We start from the raw sequence: 22,529 nt of genomic DNA on the forward strand, positions 1-22,529 counted from the left end.
AAGTCCTCTCAGTCATGAAGGGCCAGCAGCGCGATATCGCCCTGCCAGCGGGGTTGCAGGGTCTGGCCCGCGTTATGCGCGCGCAGGCCAGTGGCGCAGGCCAGCACCACGCGGGTGCCTTCGGGTGGGTTGAGCGTGGCGATATCCTCGGGCGGGACATGCCGCGCGGCGGGCGTGAAGGGCGCGGCCTCGCGGCGCAGGTCGATCAGCAGATCATCGGGGCGGATCTGGCCGCGCGCGATGAACCGCAGCGGCGCGGGCGGCTCCTCCGCGCGGTCGAAGCGAAAGCCGCCCACCCGCCAGTCCACCGCGTCAAGGCTGACAAGCCGGCCAAGCGGGGTCGGTGCCTGCTTCAGAAGCACCGCCAGCGCCATTTGTGCCTGAAGCGCGCCGATGGTCCCGACGACGGGGCCCATCACCCCCGCCGTGGCGCAGGTCGCCCCGCGTTCAGGCAGATCGGGAAAGATCGCGCGCAGGCTGGGCGCACCGCCGCAACAGCCCGCCACATAGCCCGACAGCCCCAGCGCCGAGGCCGCGATCAGCGGCCTGCCCGCGTCGCGGCAGAGATCCGAAAGCGTCAGGCTCACCGCGAAACTGTCCGCGCAATCGAGCACCACATCCGCCCCGGCCACCCACGCGGGCGCATTGGACGGGTCCAGCCACGCGCATATCGGGGTGACGGTCACATCGGGGTTTAGCCCGTCCAGCGCCTTTGCGGCGGCCCGCGCCTTGGGCTGGCCGATCTGATCCATACGATAAAGCGGCTGGCGGTGCAGGTTACCCTCCTCCACCCGGTCGCCATCCACCAGCGTGATCCGGCCCACGCCGGCCCCGGCCAGATATTGCAGCACCGGCACGCCCAGCCCCCCGGCGCCCACGACCAGCACGTGGGCGCGGGCCAGCGCGGCCTGCCCCTGCGCGCCGATACTCGGCAGGATCGTCTGGCGGGCATAGCGGCTCATGCGCAAACCCTCAGCCACTCGCGGATGCGCCCTTCCGGATCGGGGTTTCGGGTGATGTCGGTGACCGCCGCGATGGTATCAGCCCCGGCGTCAAGGGCCGCGCCCGCGCGCTCGGTGCTCATCCCGCCAATCGCGCACAGAGGAATATCGCCCAGCAGCCGCTTCCATTCGCGCACCCGCTCCAGCCCCTGCCGGTGCCATTTCATCTGCTTGAGGATCGTCGGGTAAACCGGGCCCAGCGCGACATAGTCGGGCGCCAGCGACAGCGCGCGGTCAAGCTCCGCACGGTCATGGGTGGACACGCCAAGGCGCAGCCCCGCGCGCCGGATCTCGGGCAGATCGGCGGTATCGAGATCCTCCTGCCCCAGATGCACCCAGTCGGCGCCCTCCTCAATCGCCAGTTGCCAATGATCGTTGACCACCAGCGCCGCGCCATGCGCCCGCGCCATCGCCAGCCCCGCACGGATCTCGCGCCGCAGCGCCTTTGGCTCCATCTCCTTGATCCGCAACTGCGCCAGTTTCACGCCAAGCGGCAGCGCGCGTTCCAGCCACCTGGCGGAGTCGAACACCGGGTAGAAACGGGGCAACGTCATAGCCATGCCTTTCCGATCAGCGGGGTCGAGGGGGTGGCCATCTCGCGCGGCGCCATCGCATCGGCCCGCGCGGCCAGCGCCCCGGCGCGCGCCGCAAGTCCGAAGGCTTCGGCCATCGCCACCGGATCGCCCGCCTGCGCCACCGCCGTGTTCAGCAGCACCGCGTCAAACCCCATCTCCATCGCCGCCGCCGCGTGGCTGGGCAGGCCAAGCCCCGCATCCACCACCATCGCGATATCGGGAAACCCCGCGCGCAGCGTCCGCAGCCCGTGGCGATTGTTAAGACCAAGGCCGGAGCCGATGGGCGCCCCCCATGGCATCAGCACCCGCGCGCCCGCATCGACCAGCCGCCCGGCCAGCACCAGATCCTCGGTCGTGTAGGGAAACACCTCGAACCCCTCGGCGGCGAGCACCTCCGTGGCCTCCAGCAGGCCGAAGGGATCGGGCTGCAACGTGTCGGCGTGGCCGATCACTTCCAGCTTGATCCGGTCGGTCTCGAACAGATCGCGCGCCATGCGGGCGGTGGTGATCGCCTCGCGCGCGCTATGGCATCCGGCGGTGTTGGGCAGCACATGCACGCCAAGGCCGCGAATGATATCCCAGAACGCCTGCCCCTGCCCGGCCTCGCGGCGCAGCGACACGGTGGCGACCGACGCGCCCGAGGCCCGGAACGCCGCCTCCATGATCGCGGGCGACGGATACTGCGCCGTGCCCAGCATCAGCGGGGTGTCAAACGCGGTGTCATAGAAATCGCGCATCTCACCCTCCCTGCATGGGGGCGAGCACTTCGAGCCGGTCCCCCTCGCGCAGCATGGTGGCCTCGCGCGCGGATTTCGGCACGAACTCCCCGTTGAGCGCCGTGGCCACGCGCCCCGTGGTCCATCCCATCTCCGCCAACGCCCCGGCCACGGTGCCGGCGGCAACCTCCTGCGGTGCGCCGTTCACTTCAATCTTCATGGACAAGATCCCCCTTTATGCCTTCGGTCAGATAACGCGCCGCCTGCCGCCCCAGCGCCGGCGCCATGAGATAGCCGTGGCGGAACAGACCGTTGAGATGCAGCACCCGCCCCTGCGCCAGCACGCGCGGCACATTGTCGGCGAAGGCCGGGCGCAGATCGGCGCCCGTCTCCACGACCTCCGCCTCCGCGAACCGCGGGTCGAGCGCATAGGCCGCCGACAGCAACTCCAGCAGCGACCGCGCCGACACGCCCCGGCGATCGGCGCTTTCGATCTGCGTGGCCCCCAGCATGAAAAGCCCGCCCCTGCGCGGCACGATGTAAAGCGGATGGCGCGGATGCAGCAGGCGCACCGGACGGCTCAGGGAGATGTCGGGCGCCCCCAGCACGACCATTTCGCCGCGCACCGGGCGCAGGCCGGGGGGCGTGCCCGCCATGCCGCGCGCGTCGATCACCGGGCCGGCGATCTCCTCGGGACAGGCCGTGCCGGTCTCGATCTGCACACCGCGCGCGGCCAGCGCGGCCACCAGATCGGCCAGCGCGCGGCGCGGGTCCAGATGCGCCTCCTGCGCGAAAAAGAGGGCCTGCGACGGGCCGGGCAGATCCGGCTCCAGATCGCGCAGCCCGCCGGTCACCCATTCATGCCCCTCGGTGCGGCGGGCAAAGCGCGCAAGCTCCCCCCTGTCCCGCTCCAGCGTCACGACCAGCGATCCGCGATGCGCCACCGGCGTCACCTCCGCCCAGGCGCGGGCGGCCTCGCGGCCATGACGGACAATCGCCGGCTCGGCCACCGCCCCCTCGCAGAAGGGCGCGAGCATGCCGCCCGCCCACCATGAACAGCCATGCGGGCCGGGCGGGCCGCTGCGGTCGATCACGCGCGGCGCCGCGCCCGCCTTGCACAGCGCCAGCGCGGCCCAGAGCCCGGCCACCCCCGCGCCGATGATCGTGACATCAGCCATCGCGCCAGACCTCGTGAAAATGATGCACCGGCCCATGCCCCGACCCGACGCCCAGACCATCCGCCGCCGCGATCGCCCCTTGCAGATAGCCATGCGCGCGCCGCACCGCGTCCGTCAGCGTCATGCCCCGCGCCAGCCCGGCGGCAATCGCCGCCGACAGGGTGCAGCCAGTGCCATGCGTGTTGCGCGTGCGCTGGCGCGGCGCGCACAGGCGGGTGACGCGCCCCCCCTCGATCAGCAGGTCAACGCATTCCGTCCCGCCGCCGTGCCCGCCCTTCATCAGAACCGCGCGCGGCCCCAGCGCGCAAAGGGCCTGCCCCTGCTCGCGCATCCCGGCCTCGTCCCGCGCCGGACGGGTGCCAAGCAGATCGGCCGCTTCGGGCAGGTTGGGCGTGAGCAGCGCGGCCCGCGGCAACAGCCGCTCGCGCAGCGCGGCCACCGCATCGGCGGGCAAGAGCCGGTCACCGGATTTCGCGACCATCACGGGGTCCAGCACCACGGGCACCTCCCGGCCGCGCAGGCCCTCCGCGACGGTTGCGATCGCCTCCGTCCCGCCCAGCATGCCAAGCTTGACCGCGCGCACCGCCAGATCGCCGAACACCGCCTCCATCTGCGCGGCGATCATCGCGGGGCTGGCCCCCTCCACCCGCGTCACCTCGCGGGTGTTCTGCGCCGTCAGCGCGGTGACGACGCTCGCGCCATAGACGCCAAGCGCACTGAAGGCTTTCAGATCGGCCTGAATCCCGGCGCCACCGCCGGAATCGGAGCCTGCGATTGTGAGCGCTATGGGAACCAGAGGAGCCTCCATTTTCGTTGCAACCAACGTCAGGAGGCGGGGATTCGGGCGTGACATGGGCCCAAATGTTCACCGTTCCCTACGCCGGTATGATCCGGATCAGGTTCGATGGGTTGGCGCATTGCCTCTCAGCCCCGCAACAGGGCACCCCAACGGTTTGTGTGTGCAAGGGTAACTGCGAAGACGCGCCCCCGCAAGGGGTCGATCACCGCGCGGGCGCCGGAAAGCGGATCTCCGAGACATCGGCCAGAAAGAACGGGAAATAGGCGTCCGTGCCGAACATGTTGCCGGCCTCCACGCGGAACGGCAGGCGATAACCGCCCACCTCCCGGAAATCGGACATAACGGCCCCGAAAGGTTGCAGACGGTGAACCTTCTCGGGGTTGGCATCGCTCCAGCGCTGGAACGACACCTCCACCGGGCGGCCCTCCGAATCGACCGTCACATCGACGGCCTGTTCCAGCCCCGCGTGCCGGATCGTGACGCGCGCGGTATCTTCGCCCGCCGCCTCCCACGTCACGCCGGGGCCGGGCAGCAGGGCGGCCGGCGACCAGATCACCGCCTCCGCGACATAGCGCCCGAAGGCCGACCGCCTGTGATCCGCATCGCCCCCCAGCCGCGCGACCGGGATCAGCCACAGGATGCGAAACCGTGTCCACGTCCCGGAATCCGACCCTGAAATCGGCAGCCCCCCGCGCGTGCGCATGGCCCAGACAAATCCCTCCGGCGCGGCGAGGATCTGGCGCGCGCGCATGGGCCGATAGGCCGGAGCCTGCTTCGTGCCAAGGCTGAACTGCCCGGTCATGTCGATCTCCGCCACCGTCCAGAGCGGCGCACCCGGCGCGATCATGAAACTGAAATACCGCCGCGCGGGCTCTGGCAGATCGGCCACCATGTCCGACGCAAAACGCTGCGGCGCCTGCGGCTGAAGCGCGGCAAGCCGCCGCCATTCGGCGCGATCCGCCCGCCGGTCCATCACCAGAAGGGCCGCCAGCCCCAGAAAGACAAGCGCGATGAGCAGACCAAGGGCGATGATAAGTTTCATGACCGCGATACTGGAGGAGATCCCCCGATTGTCAAAGCAAACCGCGCCGGTCCCCGCCCGCACCGGGAACAGGGATGGTCAATGCGGCCCGGAGCCGACCACCGTTTAAGGTGCAGCGAACGAGAGCGGGAGCGTTTGGCGGCCACCACGCCCAGGGCGCGCATCGCCGGGCCGGGGGCAGCACGACGATGCACGGCGACCTTCGGCCTTGATCCCGCGCGGGGGCAAAAAAGGCTGTCTGCTCCGCTCGCACGTCTGCCAGTCGGGCCTCCATCAGCGGGCTGCACCGCCGCGAGGCAGATTGGAGGCCCAAATTGCTGAATGCTGCATTGGCTTGGCTCCCTCGTCATCAGCCCTTTGCGCAGGTTCCGGGTCACGATCTCAGTGGCGGACCTCGTACAAAATGACTCAACGACGCAACGTTGGAGACCAACATGAGAACTGAATCGCGACCGACACCGACATCCAGCGCGACGCTTTCGATGGGGCCCGTGGAATGGGCGATGCTGCTCCTGCTCTCGGTTCTGTGGGGCGGCTCGTTCTTCTTCGTGGGTGTTGCTGTTCGAGACCTTCCCACCCTGACAATCATGGTGCTGCGCGTTGGTCTGGCCGCTCTGGTTCTCTGGGGCGTGATCGCCGTGCTGAAACGACCCCTGCCGCGCAATCCCCGTGCATGGATCGCGTTCCTCGGCATGGGGGTTCTGAACAACCTCATTCCTTTCGGTCTGATCGTCTGGGGCCAGCAGACTATCGCCTCCGGCCTCGCCTCAATCCTCAACGCGACGACGCCCTTGTTCACCGTCGCGGTCGCCGGGTTCCTGCTCTCTGACGAGCGGATCAACGGCCGCAAGCTCATGGGTATTGCCGCTGGATTCGCCGGAGTGGTGGTCATGATCGGACCCGGAGCCCTGTCCGGACTCGGAACCGATGTCGCGGCGCAGTTCGCCTGTCTCGGAGGCGCGGTGTCCTATGCCTTTGCCGGCGTGTTCGGGCGGCGCTTCAAGCGTCTCGGGGTCGATCCGGTCGTCGTAGCAGCAGGCCAGGTGACGGGCTCCACACTCGTCCTTGCCCCGCTCGCTCTCGTCATCGACCGTCCATGGGCGCTGGCGATGCCAGCGCCCTCGACTTGGGCGGCGATCGTCGGTCTCGCCGTCCTTTCGACGGCTCTCGCCTATATCCTCTACTTTCAGATTCTTCAGCGCGCCGGGGCGACCAACCTTCTCTTGGTCACCTTCCTTATACCCATTTCCGCGATCGCTCTAGGCGTTCTCCTTTTGGGCGAACATCTGAGCGGCCTGGAAATCGCGGGCATGGTGCTCATTGGGGCGGGACTTCTCGCAATCGATGGTCGGGTGCTGAACATCGGCAAAAGGCGGTCGGCGACCTCGCAGGCAACTATCCGGCGGTAAGTCCGCAAGGTCCGCATAGCGGTCACTTGTGCCGGTCACCGCGACCGACAGCGTCGCTTTCGACCCGCCCGACCACAAACACATCCGCCGCGAGCCGCAGACGCCCGCCCGGCGGCGTCGCTGAACCGTCTGCCCGTCCGGCCCCTCGCGGCCCGCCGCGCATTCACCCGATCTCAACTCTTCTTGCCAGATCGTAAAGACCGCCGCGTTCACGATGCCCGTTCGCGCCCCCGGCACCGACGCGATACCGACGTGATACCGACGTAATACCGCATACCGATTTCTGAGGTTTTCCAGCGGATTAACTTTGATTCGCGACGATTCGTCCGAATGTTGCGGGCCGGCGCGTTTACTCTTCGAAAAGGTCGGTCTGATCCTGCGGCGGGCGCGGCGGGGGCAGACCCAGATGCGTCCATGCCTTCTGCGCCAGCATCCGCCCGCGCGGCGTGCGGTTGACCAGCCCCTGCTGCAAGAGGAACGGCTCGATCACCTCCTCGATGGCGTCGCGCGGCTCCGACAGGGCGGCGGCGATGGTGTCGATCCCGACCGGGCCACCGGCGTAGTTTTCCGCAATGAAAACAAGGTAGCGGCGGTCGGCGCCGTCAAGGCCGAGCTTGTCCACCCCCAGCCGCGTCAGCGCATGATCGGCCAGATCGCGCGTCACCCGCCCGTCGCCCTCCACCAGCGCGAAATCCACCACGCGCCGCAAAAGCCGCCCGGCGATCCGGGGCGTGCCGCGCGAGCGCCGCGCAATCTCCCGCGCACCGCCATCCTCGGCCGGCACGCCCAGCTTGCGGGCATTGCGCGTGACGATCTCGTTCAACTCATCCTCGGTGTAGAACTGCAACCGCGTCGGAATGCCGAACCGATCCCGCAAGGGCGTCGTTAAGAGCCCCAGCCGCGTCGTCGCCCCCACCAGAGTGAAGGGCTGCAACTCGATCCGCACGGTGCGCGCGGCGGGCCCTTCCCCGATCACGAGGTCAAGCTCGAAGTCCTCCATCGCGGGATAGAGAACCTCCTCCACCGCCGGATTAAGCCGATGAATCTCATCAATAAAAAGGACATCGCGCGTTTCCAGGTTGGTCAGGATCGCGGCCAGATCCCCGGCCTTGGCCAGCACCGGGCCAGAGGTCATGCGAAAGTTCACGCCAAGCTCGCGTGCCATGATCTGCGCCAGCGTCGTCTTGCCAAGGCCGGGCGGGCCGTGAAACAGCGTATGGTCCATCGCCTCGCCTCTCTGGCGCGCGGATTCGACGAAGATGCGCAGGTTCGCGCGCACCTCGGCCTGCCCGATGAAGGCATCAAGCTCGCGCGGGCGTAGCGCGCGGTCGGCGTCCCCGGGGTGCGGGTCGGGGCGAAGAGTGGGGTCGGGGCTGTCCATCGTCTATCCCTTCGGAGCCAGCAGGCGCAGCGCGGCACGGATGAGGGCGGCGGCATCGGCCTCGGGGTCGTCCCCGGCCACCTGCGCCACGGCGCCCGCGGCCTCCCCCGGCGCATAGCCCAGATTGGACAGCGCCGAAAGCGCATCGGACTGCGCCGCCGCCGTGGTGGGCGCCGGAGCCGCCGACGGGCGGCGACCGGGCGGAGGGGCCTCGATGGCCCCGACGACCGGTTCCGCCTCCGCCACACCCGCCGCCTCCTGCATCGTGCCCCCCAGTGCCATCACCCCCGGCGCCTTGTCCTTGAGTTCATTGACCACCCGCTGCGCGGTCTTGGGGCCGATCCCCCGCGCCGCCTTGATCGCGTTCCAGTCGCCAAGCGCGATGGCCCGCCCCGTCCCGTCGGCCCCCAGCGCGCCGAGAATGGCCAGAGAGGCCTTCGCGCCCACCCCCTGAACGCTCATCAAGAGCCGGTGCCATTCCTTTTCCAGCAAGGTGGAAAAGCCAAAAAGCTGAAGGATATCCTCGCGCACCAGCAATTCGGTATAGAGCGCCACCACCTCGCCCCGCCCCGGAAGCGCCGCCATCGTGCGCTCCGAGCAATAGACGACATAGCCGACCCCGCCCACGTCGATCAGCACATGGTCGTCGCTGCGATAATCGAGCTTGCCGGTCAGCTTTCCGATCATGACGCCGCCTTTCGAAGCGCGGCGGCAAGCCCGCCCGCGGCGCGGGACTGATGCGCGTGGCAGATCGCGATGGCAAGCGCATCGGCGGCATCCGCTCCGGCGATCTCCACCCCCGGAAGCTGGAGCCGCACCATATGCTCGACCTGGCATTTTTCGGCGTGCCCGACGCCCACAACGGTCTTCTTGACCTGATTGGGGGCGTATTCCCCGATCACGAGCCCCGCCTGCGCCGGCACCAGAAGCGCGATCCCCCGCGCCTGACCGAGCTTCAACGTGCCCGCGCCGTCCTTGTTCACGAAGGTCTGTTCGATGGCGGCCTCCTCGGGGGCATAGCGCGCGACGACATCGGTAAGCTGACTGTGAAGCGACAGCAGCCGCACCGCCAGATCCTTGCCGGTGGAATGGCAAATCCCGTTGGCAACGTGGCTGAGTCGGCTGCCCTCCACCTCGATCACGCCCCAACCGAGATTGCGCAACCCCGGATCTATCCCCAGAACCCTCATGTTTTCGCCCTGCCCTGCCCGAACTGTTGCTTTTCGGAACCACTAGCACGAAACGGGAACAATCGCCAAGCGGAATAGATTTCGGCCACAATCGGAACGCCGGGCCGACCGCCGCGTGCGCAAAAGGTGAAAAGCGACATCTTCCGGGGCGAAAACGCCATGCGCCGTTGCCCATTTTTACATTCAAACACAAAAACTTACAGGCCCCGAACCCATGCAGAAATCACATGCCACCTATGCCTTTTTTACTGCTTGTTCTGCGGGCAAACCGCCCATAAATGCCGCTCAGAACGAACGCAGACCACCCCCCGCATACAAGGACTCCTGTCATGGCTTCTTTCGACACATCCCGCACCCACCTCAACCCCACCGGCATCGCAGGCCGTATCGGCGCGGTCTTCACCACCGCCATCGGCGGAGCCGCAACCTGGAACGACGCGCGCCTGACACGCAACGCGCTGAGCAAGCTGACGGATCGTGAACTGGACGACATCGGCCTGTCGCGCGCCGACATCAACAACATCAAATAGGCCGCGAAGACCGCCGGTTTCGTCCCGGCGGCACCGCCTCTTCCCGATCGCCGAACGTCGGCGCGATTCCCGTGGCGCCACGGGGGTCGCGCCCGTTTCCCACGGCGCGCCGCGCCATGTGCCCGGTCCGGAGCCGAAAGGCGCGGATCAGAGAAACACCCGCTCCACGAACCAGTAGACTCCGACCAGCGCGATCACGCCAGATGCCGGGATTGCGATCCGCGCGCGATACCACGGCTTGCGCCCGAACCAGACCCCGACCGCGAGGAAGGCGAGCGCGATCACCGTCAACTGACCCAGTTCCACGCCGACATTGAACCCAAGCAACGCCGGGATGAACTGATCCTGCGGCAGGCCGAACTCCTCCAGCACCGAGGCAAATCCCAGACCGTGCAGCAACCCGAAGCCGAAGACCACCACGGGGCGCGAGCGGCTCAGCCCCCGGCTGAGGATGTTCTCCACCGCGACATATGTGATCGAGGCCGCGATCAGCGGCTCCACGATGCTGCCCGGCACCACGACCCAGCCAAGCGCCCCCAGCGCGAGTGTCATGGTATGGGCCAGTGTGAACGCCGAAATCTGCCAGATCAGCGGCCGCAGGCGCAGCGACAGGAAAAACAGCCCCAGAACGAACAGGATGTGATCCAGCCCCTTGGGCAGAATGTGAGCGAATCCCACGGGGATATAGGTCGCGAAACTTTGCCATCCCCCAAGTGCTCCGCCGCCCGACACCGCGATCTCGGGCGAGCGTTCCCCGCCGCCGACATAGCCGGTGAACGGCGCCTCCACCCCCTGTTGACGCAGGATCAGCGGCCCGTCGCCCGCGCCCCATCCAACCGTGAGCGCCGGCGCGCCGGGCGGCATCGGCCCGCGCAGAAGCAGGAAACTCCGCCGGGGCAGCGCAAGATCGCCCGTCTCGGGCACCGACACCTCCGTAATACGAAGCGGCACCGGCACGGTGCCCGCCCGCACGTCGAGCCCCGAAAGCAGCCACGGCATCCGGTCGCGAATGCGCGCCTCCAGTGCGGCCGGCGGCAAGGCCCGCAGCCGGTCGTAGTCCGCGCCCTCGGGCACGTCGTCGGTATCGGCCACGGCGTCGAGATCAATACCGGCCAGATAGGCCTCGGCGTTGATGTAGACCTCAAGCCGAAGCTGTCCGCCCTCGACGGTCAGATCGGCGATCGCGGGATCGACCTCATGCGCGGCGGCAAGGCTGGCCATGAGCATCACCGCGCTTGACACAAGCCCCGCCAGCCGCAGTTTTATCACAACACCATAGAAAGCCTGCACCATGATCCGCCCGACCCTGTTTGCCCTGGCCTTTTCCGCCGCGCTTGTGATCGCCGCACAGGGCCGTTCCCATGAGTTTTGGATCGATCCGGCGCAATATCAAGTCGAAACCGGGCAGCAGATCACAGCCCGGCTGCGCAACGGCGAGGGGTTCTCCGGCGCGGCCCTGGCCTGGCTCGACCATCGGATCGCGCGGTTCGACTGGTATTCCGGCGATGATCCCCGCCCGGTCGCGGGCCGTCTCGGCGACAACCCGGCGGTGCGCCTGACCCCCGACACCCCCGGCCTCCTGCGGCTGGTGCACGAAACCACGCTCAGCAAGGTCACCTACCGGGACTGGGAAACGCCTCTGGCCTTCGCGCGGCACAAGGATCTCGGCGATCTGCGTGCGCGCCACGCCGCACGGGGGCTGGACGATCCCCCCTTCACCGAAGGATACCGCCGTTTCGTCAAGGCGCTGATCGGCGTGGGGGATAGCCGGGGGCAGGACGGCCCGACCGGGATGGAAACGGAATTCGTCGCCCTCGCCAACCCCTATACCGATACGCTGAACGGCGAATTGCCCGTGCGCCTTCTTTACCGCGATGCGCCGCGCGCAAATGCCCAGGTGGAAGTGTTCGAGTGTGCCCCGGACGGGACAATCCGCATCTTCACCGTCCGAACCGATGACGATGGAATCGCGCGGGTTCCCGTCCGCCCCGGGCATGTCTACCTGCTCGACGCGGTGATCCTGCGCGCCCCGGCCCCGGAACTCGCCGACGAGACGGGCATCGTCTGGGAAACCCTCTGGGCGGCGTTGACCTTTGCGGTGCCGGGCTGACACAAGTATATCACAGCGCACGAAAGGGCACACTCCGATGATCGACCTGCATCTGTCGCCAGAGGTGGCACGGGCCAAGGCTTCGGGTGCCCCCCTTGTCGCACTGGAAAGCACCATCATCACCCACGGGATGCCTCGACCGCAGAATATCGAGGTGGCCCGGCTGGTGGAGGGCGACATCCGGAAGGCCGGCGCCACCCCTGCCACGATCGCCGTGATCGAGGGGCGGCTTCACATCGGGCTGACCGGGGCGGAGCTGGAGGCGCTGGCACAGGCGCGCGACGTGGCCAAGCTCTCGCGCGCCGATCTCGCGGTGTGCCTTGCGCGCGGCGGCACCGGCGCGACCACCGTGGCCGCCACCATGATCGCGGCGCACCTTGCCGGAATCGCGGTCTTCGCCACGGGCGGTATCGGCGGCGTGCATCGCGGCGCCGAAGACAGTTTCGACATCTCCGCCGACCTGCCCGAACTGGCGGCCACCCCCGTCACCGTGGTCTGCGCCGGGGCGAAAGCCATCCTCGATCTGCCCAAGACGCTCGAAGTGCTGGAAACCCACGGCGTGCCGGTGATCGCCTACGGGCAGGACAACCTGCCCGCCTTCTGGTCCGCCACATCGGACCTTCCCGCCCCCCTGCGCCTTGACAACGCGGCGCAGATCGCCCGCGCCCACCGCCTGCGCGCCGCGCTCGGCCTGCCGGGCGGGCAGCTTGTCGCGAACCCGATCCCGGCGGCGGACGAGATCCCCGTCCGCACCCTCGCCCCGCTCATCGAGACCGCCCTCGCGGAGGCATCAGCCCAAGGGATTGCCGGCAAATCCGTCACCCCCTTCGTGCTGCACCGAATCTTCGAGTTGACAGAGGGCCGCTCCCTCACCGCCAACATCGCCCTTGTGCGCAACAATGCCCGCCTCGGCGCCGCCATCGCCCGCGCCCTGAGCAAATCCTGAGCGCGCACCGGGAAAAGACCCTCCCCCGTTTTCAACACGTTGAAGCAGGTCGGCAAACCGTCTATCTAGCGGTGACACATCTCCGGGTAGACCATGACAACCCCTTTCGACGACAAACCGCGCCCCCGCCGCAGCGGCCTGCTTTCAGGGCTGCGCACGTCCTTCCTGACCGGCCTTGTGGTGATCGCCCCGGTGGCCTTCACGTTCTGGTTGATCTGGACCTTCATCGGCTGGGTGGACAGCTTCGTGCTGCCCTTCGTGCCCGAGGCCTATCAGCCCGACAGCCTCATTCGACACCTGATCGGACCGGAGGCCTACGCCACCTACATCGGGGACGGTGAGGCGTTCAATATTCGCGGCGTCGGGGTGGTGATCTTCCTGATTTTCACCATCGTCGTGGGCTGGATCGCCAAGGGCCTCATCGGGCGCTCGCTGATCCGCTACGCCGAGAACCTCGTCAACCGGATGCCTGTTGTTCGCACGATCTACTCGGGGGTGAAGCAGATCGCCGAGACGGTCTTTGCCCAATCCGAGCGCAGCTTCGAGAAGGCCTGCCTGATCGAATACCCCCGACGCGGCATCTGGGCCATCGGCTTCATCTCGACCTCCGCCAAGGGAGAGGTCAACAGCCGCGCCCAGACGTCCGATCAACTCATGAGCGTTTTCGTGCCCACCACGCCCAACCCGACCTCGGGCTTTCTGCTGTTCTTTCCCAAACAGGATGTGATCGAACTCGACATGACGGTGGAGGATGCGGCGAAACTGGTGATTTCGGCCGGGCTCGTTTATCCCAACGCCAAGGATCCGAGCCTGCCCCCCGCCGAGGAGATCGCGCGCTGAGGCAGGCGTCGGTCTGGATCGTCAGTCTGGCAGGTCGAAAACCTGCCCCGGATAGATCAGGTCCGGGTCGCGGATACGGTCTTGATTGGCTTCGAATACACGCACATAGAGGATGCCCCGCCCGTATCTGTCGCGCGAAATCGCCCAGAGCGTATCGCCCGGCTGCACGGTCACGGCGCTGATGGGGGGCGCGGGGCCGCCCTTGGCCTCCAGTTTCTCGGGCGCCTCGCGCTTGAACGGGGTTTCGATCCGCGAGAGCACCTTGCCCTCGTCGTCCACCTCGTCCACCCGAAGGGTATAGACGCCGGTATCCACCTGCGGCAGCTCGGTGCGCCAGTTCCCGTCGGCGGCAATGCGCGATCTGGTGATCGGGGTATTGTCGAGATAGACTCGCACGAAGCTGTCGCCGCGGCCCCGCCCCGCAAGCTGCACGGCCCCCTCGTCCGAATAGCTGATCGCGTCAAGCGCGACCGCATCCATCACCTCGGGCGTCGCGCCGCCGCTGTCGGGGCCCTGAAGAACGCGCACACCCTCGTCGTCGGCAAGCACCACCACTGGCGGTTCGGCCACGTCGCGCGGCGTCTCCGGCACGGCAGGGGCTGGCGTATCCGCCCCCACGTCGCTGCCCGCGATGGCCTCATCGTCCGCCGCGTCGGCGGATGCGGCGGGCTGGTCGGCAACTGTCGCCGCGGCGGTGTCTTCGGCGGTCGGGGCCTCGGGAATGTCCTCTGCCGCAGCCGTCACACTCTCGCCGAGCGTGCCGGCGTCCGGCGCATCAGCCGGCCGCTCGGTAGTGGCGGCGATGTCACGTTCCGGCGCGCTCACGGGCTGATCGGCCGGCACCGACGGGGCCGAATCCGCTTCGGGCTCTGTCGAGGCACTGGCCACGTCCCGCTTCTGCGGCGCGATGATCACAGACGCCTCCGAATGGATCTCTCCCGTGCCACTGCGATCCACCAGTGACAGCACACGCGGCGCGGCGCCGGGCTCGATATGCGCAAAACTGACGAACCTGCCGTCGGCCCCGGCCTGAACCTCGCTCAGATCATCGCCATCGAGCAGGATCGCGATCCTCGCGCCCGCCGCCCCGCGCCCGGCGATAACCACCGATCCATCGGTCTCGACCCGCACCAGATCGAAGGCCGGCGCCATGCGCGCGGCGCTCTCTTCGGTGTCCGTATCCGGCCCGGCCTCTTCGGGGCGGGGCTGCGCCGCCAAATCGGCGGTGGTCGCATCGCCCTGCCCGGTCGGTGCGGCGGGGGCCTCTGCGGTGTCCTCTGTCGTGGTGGCATCGTCGGCTGCGGGCATCTCCCCCGGTGCGGCCTCGTCGCTCACCTCCGCGTCGTCGCTCGCCTCGTCGGAAACGACTGCCTCGGCCGCCGCGTCGCTCGCGGCCTCGTCGGGCGCCGCCTCGGATACATCCTGCTCGGGCTGTCGTTCGTTGACCTGCTGCTGCGTGTCCTGCTCCGCCGGCGTCACCTGTTCGGCGCTTTCTGCGCTCCTGTCGCTCGATGCCACTTCGGACTCATCGGCAGGCGCCGCGTCGGAGGACTCGGGCGCGTCCACGTCCGGCGGCGGCGCGGGCGCATCCGGCGCGTCGGGATAGACCGCCGCCGATGGGGTCTCCACCGCGCCCGGCGCGTCCGGCACATCCGTTGCGGGCGGTGTCTGCGGGGTCTGTACCGCTTCCGGCATGTCCTCCACGGATGTTTCGGCCTCGGGCGCGACCGATTGGTCCGAAGGCCTTGACTCCGGCGCCTGCGGCTCGGGCCGGTCGGGCGTGAAAACACCGCCCGCATATAGCCCGAGACCCACGGCGATCACGGCAACCGCGCCGCCCGCGATTACCGCGTTTCCACCAAGAAAAGAGGCCAGTCTGCTCATATATGTCCATCCCCCGGGTTCGGGCGCTATAACCCGGTTGAGCGCGCATGGCAACGGCGCTATGGGTGAACCAAAGAGCTTTGTTCGCATTGGGGTTTTTCATGTCACAGCGATCCGTCTGCGTCTTCTGCGGCTCCCGCTCCGGGTCGCGGCCCGACTTCCAGTCGGAGGCAGAGGCGCTAGGCCGTGTGCTGGCTGCGCGGGGCTGGCGGCTGGTCTATGGCGCTGGCGATGTCGGTTTGATGGGCGCGGTGGCCCAAAGCGCCCAGTCGCAGGGCGGCGAAACCTTCGGTGTCATCCCCACACACCTGATCCGTCGCGAGGCCGGGCACAGCGATCCGCGCCGCTTCGTGATCACCGAGAACATGCATGAACGCAAGAAAGTCATGTTCATGAACTCCGACGCCATCGTTGTCATGCCGGGCGGGGCCGGCTCGCTCGACGAGTTTTTCGAGGTGCTGACATGGCGCCAACTCGGCCTGCATGACAAACCGCTGATCCTGCTCAATACCGCCGGCTACTGGGATCCGCTTCTGGCGCTTCTCGATCATGTCATCGCGCAGGGGTTTGCCGATCCGTCGCTGCGCGGCTTCGTTCAGGTGGCCGCCGATGTCGATACGCTCGAGGCCGCCCTCGCCGCCGCCCTGTCCTGACGCCAGCCGGCATAGGTATAGATGGCCAGCGCCACCCATATGAGCGGAAAGGCGATGCCGTGCCAGATGCCGAACGGCTCCGCGAAGATCAGTGTCGCACACAGAAATTGCAGCGTCGGGTTGAGATACTGCACCACCCCGACCGTCGCCATCCGCACCCGCCGCGCGGCAAAGCTGAACAGGATCAGTGGTGTCGCGGTCAGCGCGCCCGACAGCATCAAAAGCCCGCTGTCGCCCCAGTCCGCGCCAAAGCCGCCGCCGCCCTGCCCGTGGATCACCGCCAGCACCAGAAGGCCCACCGGCCCCAGAAGCCAGACCTCGCCCGTGACCGACACCACCGGGCCGAGATCGAGTCGCTTCTTGAACAGCCCGTAGGCCCCGAAGCTGAACGCGAGGCTCAGCGCGATCCAGGGCGCCACGCCGAGCCCCCATGTCAGGATCGTCACCGCCGTCAGGGCAAGCCCGACCGCGACCATCTGCATCGGACCGAGCGTTTCGCCAAAGGTGACGCGCCCGATCACCACGGCCACCAGCGGGAACAGGAAATACCCCATGCTCGCCTCGGTCGCGTGGCCCGACCCGATCGACCAGATGAACAGGAACCAGTTGGTTGAGATCGACAGCGCCGCCGCCACCACGATCACCGTGCGCCGGTCCGACAGCGCCGCGCGCAGCAGGCCCAGCCGCCCCTGAAGCGCCAGAACCCCAGTGAACAGGACCGCCGACCAGATCGTGCGATGCGCCAGCACCTCGATGGGGGGCAGATGCGCCAGCAGCTTGTAGTAAAGCGGCGAAAGCCCCCAGATCATGCAGGCCGCAACCATCGCCAGAACACCGGCCCTTGCCTGATCCATCGACTGTCCTTCCGCTGATCGCGCTCTGCCGGCAGGGCGCGCGCTGCTTCGCAAACGGCTCTACCCCGCCGCGCGGTGCGCGGCAAGATCGCCCGGCTCAGGCCAGTTTCAGCACCGGCGCAAAAGCGTTGTCCGTCAGGCAGAGGTCGAGCGTGCGCGGCGGCAGGCGGCCAAGCTGCTCGAAGGCCGCAAGGAAATCGACGAGGCTGTGCGATTCGACAATCAACCCCTCTTCGATCCGCGCCATGAGCTGAAAGGCCACGCGCACCGGCCGGCCCGTCCGCCGCTCGACCGCGGTGAACTCGCCCTGCAAGGCAATCGTGTGGCCATCCTCCACCGACTGCCAGATCGTCAGGCTGCGCTCGCCCAACTGCGCCACGAGCATACGCTGAAACGCGATGAGATCCTCAAGCGAGGCGAAGGCCTCGGCCTCGAGACCGGCGACGAAGGCATCGGGGTGATAATTGCGCTCGACACTGGTCGTATCGCCATCGCACCAGAAACTCTTCAGAATGGTTTCCACTTTGTCCTGTAAAACACCCAACGCCTGCTCCCAAGCCGGACCCCGCCCCATGAATGGCAGGGTCATTCATCGTTCCGTGATAATCAAACGAAAACCCGCCCCAGCCCATCGGCCGCGGCGGGTTCGTCTCTGGCGACGCGGCCCCGATCAGAGGCGCGAGGCCACGTTTTCCCAGTTCACCAGGTTGTCGAGGAAATTCTGGAGATACGCCGGGCGCTTGTTGCGGAAATCGATGTAATAGGAATGCTCCCACACATCGCAACCCAGAAGCGCGGTTTGCCCGAAGCAGAGCGGGTTCACGCCGTTCTCCGTCTTCGTCACCTTCAGCCCGCCGTCGGTGTCCTTGACCAGCCAGCACCAGCCAGAGCCGAACTGCCCAGCGCCCGCGGCGGCAAACTCTTCCTTGAACGTGTCGAGCGAGCCAAAGCTCTCGGTGATCGCCTTTTCAAGCTCACCGGGCATGCCGGTGCCGCCCGGCGCCATCATCTGCCAGAACTGGTTGTGGTTCCAGTATTGCGAGGCGTTGTTGAAAATGCCGTTCTGCGCCACGGCCTTGGGGTCATAGGTGCCCTTGATGATCTCTTCGACGGGCTTGCCTTCCCACTCGGTCCCGGCAACCGCCTTGTTGCCGTTGTCGACATAGGCCTTGTGGTGGATATCGTGGTGGTACTCCAGCGTCTCGCGGCTCATGCCGTGATCGGCCAGCGCGTCATGCGAATACGGAAGATCGGGAAGTTCAAAAGCCATTGGGAAAACCCCTTTTGTTGTTCGTGCGGATATAGCCATACAGATGGGGGCGAACCGCCCGGAAGGTCAACCCCAAAGCCGTGTGCGACTCCGCCAACCCCCCGGAGCGAGGGAGAAAATTACCAGAGCCACACGTCGGGTCAGGCGCGGTAGAACCCGACCTCGCCGCCCGTCTCGCCCGACACGCGCAGCAGGTCAAAGACATATTGCGCCACCGACCGGAAGCAGATCACCTCAAGGCTGCCGTTCTCGTTGGCCCAGATCGCCGCCGGCACCTGCGCCAGCCGCGAGCGGCGAAACTGCCCGGCGCCGAACGCCTCCGCCGAGAAATCCACCGGCGAAAGTTTGCCCAGAACCTCGCGCGCGCCGCCGCCTGACACACGGAATCCCGCCCGCGCGTCCGAGACATTGACGACAAGCCCATGTGCCGTGCCCATCGCGTCCTGCGCCGCCGCCACCGCCTCCGCGGCCCGGTCATACCCGGTCAGAAGCAACAACTCGTCGGGCGACATCCACGCCGCCGCGCCCTGATCGCCCTGCACGATCCGGCGCACATCGGGCACGCCCGCGCCCACGGCGGCCTTCACCGCCGCCGCCACCGCCTTGCCCGACAGATCCCCGCGCAGCGTGATCATGCCGCGCAGACCGACCTCCTCAACCGTGGCGACTCCGCTCGCCGTCGCCGCGTTCAACGCGCTGACCGCTTCAGACATTCTGCTTCTCCCCCTCCGGGTCATAGAACACCGGGCTGACGATCTTCGCGCTGACGGTGCTGCCGTCCAGCTTCGCGATCTCGATCACCTCGCCCATCCGGTCCGGGCCGCGATGCACCAGCGCCATCGCGATCCCCCGGCCCAGCGTGGGCGAATGATAGGTCGAGGTGACGCGCCCCTGCGTGCTGCGCTGGCCGTTGGCATTGTGCCCGCCGGCCACCGCATAGGCCCCGTCGGGGATCACCGACCCGTCCAGCGTCTCCAGCCCCACGAGCTTCCATCGCTCCGGGTCCGCCATGTGCGGGCGCGTCTGCGCGCGCTTGCCGAGGTAATCCTCTTTCTTCTTCGAGATCGCCCAGCCAAGGCCGAGATCTTGCGGGATCACCGTCCCGTCGGTCTCGTCCCCGATCATGATGAACCCCTTCTCGGCCCGCATCACATGCAGCGCCTCGGTGCCGTAGGGAGTGATGCCGAACTCCTCTCCCGCCTCCAGCAGCGTATCCCAGAAGGCGCGCCCGACGCTCGCGGCCACGGCGATTTCGAACGACAGCTCACCGGAAAAGGAGATGCGGAATACCCGCGCGTCGAAACCGCCCAGCGTGCCGTCCTTCCATTCCATGAAGGCCATCGCCTCTTTCGACACATCCATGCCGCCCAGCTTGTCCAGAAGCTTGCGGGCATTGGGGCCGACCACGCCGATCTGCACGAACTGCTCGGTCACATTAGCGGTGTAAACTTTCCAGTCCCACCATTCGGTCTGAAGCCATTCCTCCATATGCCCGTGGATATGCTCCGCCCCGCCGGTGGTGGTATGCACAAGGAAGGTCTCCTCGTCGAGGCGCGCCACCACGCCATCGTCCATCAGGAACCCGTTCTCGTTGCACATCAGGCCATAGCGGCATTTGCCCGGCTTCAGGCTGCTCATCATGTTGGTGTAGAGCATGTCCATGAATTTCGGCGCATCCGGCCCGGTCACGATGATCTTGCCCAGCGTGGAGGCATCCAGAATCCCGAGGCTGCCGCGCGTCTGGTCGATCTCGCGCCTCACCGCCTCGGCGTGGCTCTCGCCGCCGCGCGGGAAACAATAGGGGCGGCGCCACTGGCCGACCGGCTCGAAATGGGCGCCCTGCGCCTCGTGCCAGTCGTGGATCGGCGTGCGGCGCAGCGGCTGAAACACCTCCGCGCGCGCCTCGCCCGCGATCGCGCCCATGGAAATCGGCGTGTAGGGCGGGCGGAAGGTGGTCGTGCCCACCGACGGGATCGGCGCGTTGAGCTGGCTGGCCAGCGTCGCCAGACCGTTTATATTCGACAGCTTGCCCTGATCGGTCGCCATACCGAGCGTGGTGTACCGCTTGGTATGCTCCACGCTTTCATAGCCTTCCTGCGCCGCCAGCATCACGTCGCTGACCTTCACGTCGTTCTGGTAATCCAGCCACGCCTTCATGCGCAGATCCGGCCCCGCCCCCTGCGGCATGAGCCAGACCGGCATCATCGCCGCCTCGGGCTGCGCCGCCACCTCGGGCACGGGGGTCTCGCCGCCCGCGTGGCCGGTCTCCTGCGCCGCAGCCGTCCCCGCGCCGGTGGCATCGGCAAGGATCGCGCGCAGGTCCATCGCGCCATTGCCCGCCCCCGCCGCGATCACGAAGCCCGCGCCATCGGCGCCAAGCGGCGGGCGGTCCGCGTCGGGGCGGAAATGCGCCTGCATATCGTCCCAGATCAACTTGCCGCCGCAATGCGACCACAGGTGCACCACGGGCGACCAGCCGCCCGACATGGCCACCGCGTCGCATTTGATCTCTTCCAGCGCGGCGCCCTCGCCCTCCTGAAGGCAGATCGACACGCCGGTGACGCGCTTGCCGCCCTTCACCTTGGCGATGCCCTTGCCGGTCGCCACCCTTATGCCAAGGCCGCGCGCCTCTTCGGCGAGCGCGCCGCCGCCCGCCGCCCGCGCATCGAGCACGACCGGCACCTCCAGCCCCGCGTGCTTGAGCGCGATGGCCGTGCGATAGGCGTCGTCGTTGTTGGTCACCACCACCGTGCGGTCGCCCGGCGACACGCCGTAATCGACCAGGTAATCGCGCATGGCCGAGGCCAGCATGACCCCCGGCACATCGTTGCCGGCAAACGATAGCGGCCGTTCGATCGCGCCGGTGGCGGTCACGATCCGCCCCGCCCGGATGCGCCAAAGGCGGTGGCGCGGGCCGGGGGTGTCGGGCGCATGATCGCGCACCCGCTCATAACCCAGCACATAGCCGTGATCATAAACCCCCGCGCCCATCATCCGGGTGCGCATGGTGACATTCGGCATCGCCTTGAGGTCATTGACAAGCGTGGTGACATGATCGCCCGCCGCCATGCCCCCGACCTCTCCGCCATCGACGGGCGCGCGCCCGCCCCAATGCGGCGTCTGCTCCATCAGCAGCACCTTGGCCCCGCCCGCGCCCGCCGCCTTGGCCGCCTGAAGCCCGGCGATCCCGCCGCCGATCACCACCACGTCCACGAAGGCATAAAAATGCTCGTAGCGGTCGGCGTCGCGGTCCTTGGGCGCGCGGCCCAGCCCGGCGGAGTGGCGCACGATCGGCTCGAACAGGTATTTCCACGCCGCGCGCGGCGCCATGAAGGTCTTGTAGTAGAACCCCGCCGGCAGGACCCGCGCGAGCTTGTTGTTGATCGCGCCGATGTCGAACTCAAGGCTCGGCCAGTGGTTCTGCGAGGTGCAGGTCAGCCCGTCGAAAAGCTCCGTCGTCGTGGCGCGCTGGTTCGGCTCGAACCGGCCCCCCTCGCCGAGGTTGACCAATGCGTTCGGCTCCTCGGCGCCGCTGGCCACCAGCCCGCGCGGACGGTGATACTTGAACGACCGGCCCACCATCATCTGCCCGCCCGCCAGCAAGGCCGAGGCGAGCGTGTCCCCCTCGTAGCCCTTCAGGCGCCGCCCGTTGAAGGTGAATTCCACGGCCTTGCCGCGATTGACGAGACGGCCGCCGGAGGAAAGTCTGGTGCTCATTGTTCAGCCCCTTCGCGGGTGGACATGCCGGAGCCACCGGCGGAGGTATTTGTGCCAAAAAGATGCATCAGGAGAACTCCCGCCACGTCCAGCCGGGCCGCCGCGCGCTGATCGCGTCGCGGATGTGCTGCGGCGGCTCGGTCGTCTGGGCGCTGTAGGTGCCGAACACCTCCAGCGTGACGGTGCAGCGCGCGGCGTGAAACCACTTGCCGCAGCCGTTGGCATGGCGCCAGCGTTCCAGATGCACGCCCTTGGGGTTCTCGCGCATGAACAGGTATTGCTCGAAATCGGCATCCGACGATCCGGGCCCGAAGCGCTTCAGATGCGCCTCCCCGCCCGAGTGGAATTCGGTCTCTTCGCCTTTGACGCCGCAATAGGGGCAGGTGAGGATCAGCATGATGCGACCTCCAGATGGCGAGCTTCTGAACTTTTCT

24 protein-coding genes and 1 riboswitch are annotated in these 22,529 nt (G+C 67.6%); of the genes, 6 read left to right on the forward strand and 18 right to left on the reverse strand.

The features are described 5' to 3' along the window. Window positions 1–8 precede the first annotated feature (8 nt). From BMW66_RS04495 to BMW66_RS04525, 7 genes are all read right to left on the reverse strand, one after another. Window positions 9–962, reverse strand: a complete 954-nt coding sequence (locus BMW66_RS04495) for a HesA/MoeB/ThiF family protein (protein WP_093115842.1) — start codon at window positions 960–962, stop codon at window positions 9–11. Continuing rightward, a complete protein-coding gene (locus BMW66_RS04500; RefSeq protein ID WP_093115844.1) occupies window positions 959–1,555 on the reverse strand; it encodes a thiamine phosphate synthase in 597 nt (198 codons plus the stop codon). Before BMW66_RS04500 ends, BMW66_RS04495 begins: the two co-directional genes overlap by 4 nt. Beyond that, on the reverse strand, window positions 1,552–2,313 hold the full coding sequence (locus BMW66_RS04505) for a thiazole synthase (RefSeq protein ID WP_093115846.1): 762 nt from the start codon (window positions 2,311–2,313) through the stop codon (window positions 1,552–1,554). The genes BMW66_RS04500 and BMW66_RS04505 overlap by 4 nt, the downstream gene beginning before the upstream one ends. Window position 2,314: 1 nt before the next feature. Beyond that, window positions 2,315–2,512 carry a sulfur carrier protein ThiS gene (gene thiS / locus BMW66_RS04510; protein ID WP_093115848.1) on the reverse strand — a complete coding sequence of 66 codons (198 nt, stop codon included), beginning with the start codon at window positions 2,510–2,512 and terminating at the stop codon, window positions 2,315–2,317. Then, window positions 2,502–3,470, reverse strand: coding sequence for an FAD-dependent oxidoreductase (locus BMW66_RS04515; RefSeq protein ID WP_093115850.1), 969 nt, complete (start codon window positions 3,468–3,470; stop codon window positions 2,502–2,504). The genes thiS and BMW66_RS04515 overlap by 11 nt, the downstream gene beginning before the upstream one ends. Further along, the gene (gene thiD, locus BMW66_RS04520; RefSeq protein WP_281242618.1) at window positions 3,463–4,278 is read right to left on the reverse strand and encodes a bifunctional hydroxymethylpyrimidine kinase/phosphomethylpyrimidine kinase; all 816 of its coding nucleotides are present in this window, start codon (window positions 4,276–4,278) and stop codon (window positions 3,463–3,465) included. Before thiD ends, BMW66_RS04515 begins: the two co-directional genes overlap by 8 nt. Window positions 4,279–4,325: 47 nt before the next feature. Next, window positions 4,326–4,428, reverse strand: a riboswitch (TPP riboswitch). 43 nt (window positions 4,429–4,471) lie between these two features. Beyond that, window positions 4,472–5,311: a DUF6544 family protein gene (locus BMW66_RS04525; RefSeq protein WP_093115938.1), complete on the reverse strand. Its 840-nt coding sequence runs from the start codon at window positions 5,309–5,311 to the stop codon at window positions 4,472–4,474. A gap of 482 nt (window positions 5,312–5,793) precedes the next feature. On the opposite strand from BMW66_RS04525, the gene BMW66_RS04530 reads away from it, so the two are divergent. Continuing rightward, window positions 5,794–6,720: a DMT family transporter gene (locus BMW66_RS04530; protein ID WP_245729355.1), complete on the forward strand. Its 927-nt coding sequence runs from the start codon at window positions 5,794–5,796 to the stop codon at window positions 6,718–6,720. A 349-nt stretch (window positions 6,721–7,069) separates the two neighbouring features. Here the strand turns inward: BMW66_RS04530 and ruvB are convergent, their stop codons facing one another. Genes ruvB through ruvC form a run of 3 tightly spaced genes read right to left on the reverse strand, consistent with a single transcriptional unit; the run spans window position 7,070 to window position 9,291 of the window. Beyond that, entirely contained in the window at window positions 7,070–8,101 is a 1,032-nt protein-coding gene (ruvB, locus tag BMW66_RS04535; RefSeq protein WP_093115852.1) for a Holliday junction branch migration DNA helicase RuvB, read from the reverse strand. A gap of 3 nt (window positions 8,102–8,104) precedes the next feature. Continuing rightward, window positions 8,105–8,788, reverse strand: a complete 684-nt coding sequence (ruvA, locus tag BMW66_RS04540; RefSeq protein ID WP_093115854.1) for a Holliday junction branch migration protein RuvA — start codon at window positions 8,786–8,788, stop codon at window positions 8,105–8,107. Continuing rightward, window positions 8,785–9,291: a crossover junction endodeoxyribonuclease RuvC gene (ruvC, locus tag BMW66_RS04545; protein ID WP_093115856.1), complete on the reverse strand. Its 507-nt coding sequence runs from the start codon at window positions 9,289–9,291 to the stop codon at window positions 8,785–8,787. The genes ruvA and ruvC overlap by 4 nt, the downstream gene beginning before the upstream one ends. Before the next feature lie 329 nt (window positions 9,292–9,620). On the opposite strand from ruvC, the gene BMW66_RS04550 reads away from it, so the two are divergent. Beyond that, window positions 9,621–9,821 carry a DUF1127 domain-containing protein gene (locus tag BMW66_RS04550; RefSeq protein ID WP_093115858.1) on the forward strand — a complete coding sequence of 67 codons (201 nt, stop codon included), beginning with the start codon at window positions 9,621–9,623 and terminating at the stop codon, window positions 9,819–9,821. 147 nt (window positions 9,822–9,968) lie between these two features. Here BMW66_RS04550 and BMW66_RS04555 read toward each other — a convergent pair whose 3' ends face one another. Beyond that, window positions 9,969–11,114 (reverse strand): HupE/UreJ family protein, encoded by a 1,146-nt coding sequence (locus BMW66_RS04555; RefSeq protein WP_093115860.1) that lies wholly within the window; start codon window positions 11,112–11,114, stop codon window positions 9,969–9,971. Between BMW66_RS04555 and BMW66_RS04560 the strand changes: the two genes are divergently transcribed. From BMW66_RS04560 to BMW66_RS04570, 3 genes are all read left to right on the forward strand, one after another. Further along, window positions 11,113–11,931: a DUF4198 domain-containing protein gene (locus BMW66_RS04560; protein WP_093115862.1), complete on the forward strand. Its 819-nt coding sequence runs from the start codon at window positions 11,113–11,115 to the stop codon at window positions 11,929–11,931. The two genes, BMW66_RS04555 and BMW66_RS04560, sit on opposite strands and share 2 nt — an antisense overlap. 37 nt (window positions 11,932–11,968) lie before the next feature. Next, window positions 11,969–12,877 carry a pseudouridine-5'-phosphate glycosidase gene (locus BMW66_RS04565; RefSeq protein ID WP_093115864.1) on the forward strand — a complete coding sequence of 303 codons (909 nt, stop codon included), beginning with the start codon at window positions 11,969–11,971 and terminating at the stop codon, window positions 12,875–12,877. A gap of 93 nt (window positions 12,878–12,970) precedes the next feature. After that, window positions 12,971–13,717, forward strand: a complete 747-nt coding sequence (locus tag BMW66_RS04570) for a DUF502 domain-containing protein (protein ID WP_093115866.1) — start codon at window positions 12,971–12,973, stop codon at window positions 13,715–13,717. Between the two features lie 21 nt (window positions 13,718–13,738). Here the strand turns inward: BMW66_RS04570 and BMW66_RS20565 are convergent, their stop codons facing one another. After that, window positions 13,739–15,601, reverse strand: a complete 1,863-nt coding sequence (locus tag BMW66_RS20565; protein WP_245729354.1) for a LysM peptidoglycan-binding domain-containing protein — start codon at window positions 15,599–15,601, stop codon at window positions 13,739–13,741. Window positions 15,602–15,702: 101 nt separating this feature from the next. Here BMW66_RS20565 and BMW66_RS04580 point away from each other — a divergent pair, with 101 nt between their 5' ends. Further along, window positions 15,703–16,254 (forward strand): LOG family protein, encoded by a 552-nt coding sequence (locus BMW66_RS04580; protein ID WP_093115944.1) that lies wholly within the window; start codon window positions 15,703–15,705, stop codon window positions 16,252–16,254. Here the strand turns inward: BMW66_RS04580 and rarD are convergent. The 6 genes from rarD to BMW66_RS04610 form a co-directional block, all read right to left on the reverse strand. Further along, complete coding sequence (rarD, locus tag BMW66_RS04585) at window positions 16,197–17,108, reverse strand: EamA family transporter RarD (RefSeq protein ID WP_093115868.1); 912 nt, start codon at window positions 17,106–17,108, stop codon at window positions 16,197–16,199. The two genes, BMW66_RS04580 and rarD, sit on opposite strands and share 58 nt — an antisense overlap. Window positions 17,109–17,205: 97 nt before the next feature. Then, on the reverse strand, window positions 17,206–17,697 hold the full coding sequence (locus BMW66_RS04590) for a nuclear transport factor 2 family protein (protein ID WP_093115870.1): 492 nt from the start codon (window positions 17,695–17,697) through the stop codon (window positions 17,206–17,208). 81 nt (window positions 17,698–17,778) lie between these two features. After that, window positions 17,779–18,378, reverse strand: coding sequence for a superoxide dismutase (locus BMW66_RS04595; RefSeq protein ID WP_093115872.1), 600 nt, complete (start codon window positions 18,376–18,378; stop codon window positions 17,779–17,781). A 140-nt stretch (window positions 18,379–18,518) separates the two neighbouring features. Next, window positions 18,519–19,091 carry a sarcosine oxidase subunit gamma gene (locus BMW66_RS04600; protein ID WP_093115874.1) on the reverse strand — a complete coding sequence of 191 codons (573 nt, stop codon included), beginning with the start codon at window positions 19,089–19,091 and terminating at the stop codon, window positions 18,519–18,521. After that, on the reverse strand, window positions 19,084–22,095 hold the full coding sequence (locus tag BMW66_RS04605; protein WP_093115876.1) for a sarcosine oxidase subunit alpha family protein: 3,012 nt from the start codon (window positions 22,093–22,095) through the stop codon (window positions 19,084–19,086). Before BMW66_RS04605 ends, BMW66_RS04600 begins: the two co-directional genes overlap by 8 nt. A gap of 67 nt (window positions 22,096–22,162) precedes the next feature. Further along, window positions 22,163–22,492 (reverse strand): sarcosine oxidase subunit delta, encoded by a 330-nt coding sequence (locus BMW66_RS04610; protein WP_093115878.1) that lies wholly within the window; start codon window positions 22,490–22,492, stop codon window positions 22,163–22,165. Window positions 22,493–22,529 lie beyond the last annotated feature (37 nt).

This window comes from Salinihabitans flavidus (assembly GCF_900110425.1).
GTDB lineage: Bacteria > Pseudomonadota > Alphaproteobacteria > Rhodobacterales > Rhodobacteraceae > Salinihabitans > Salinihabitans flavidus.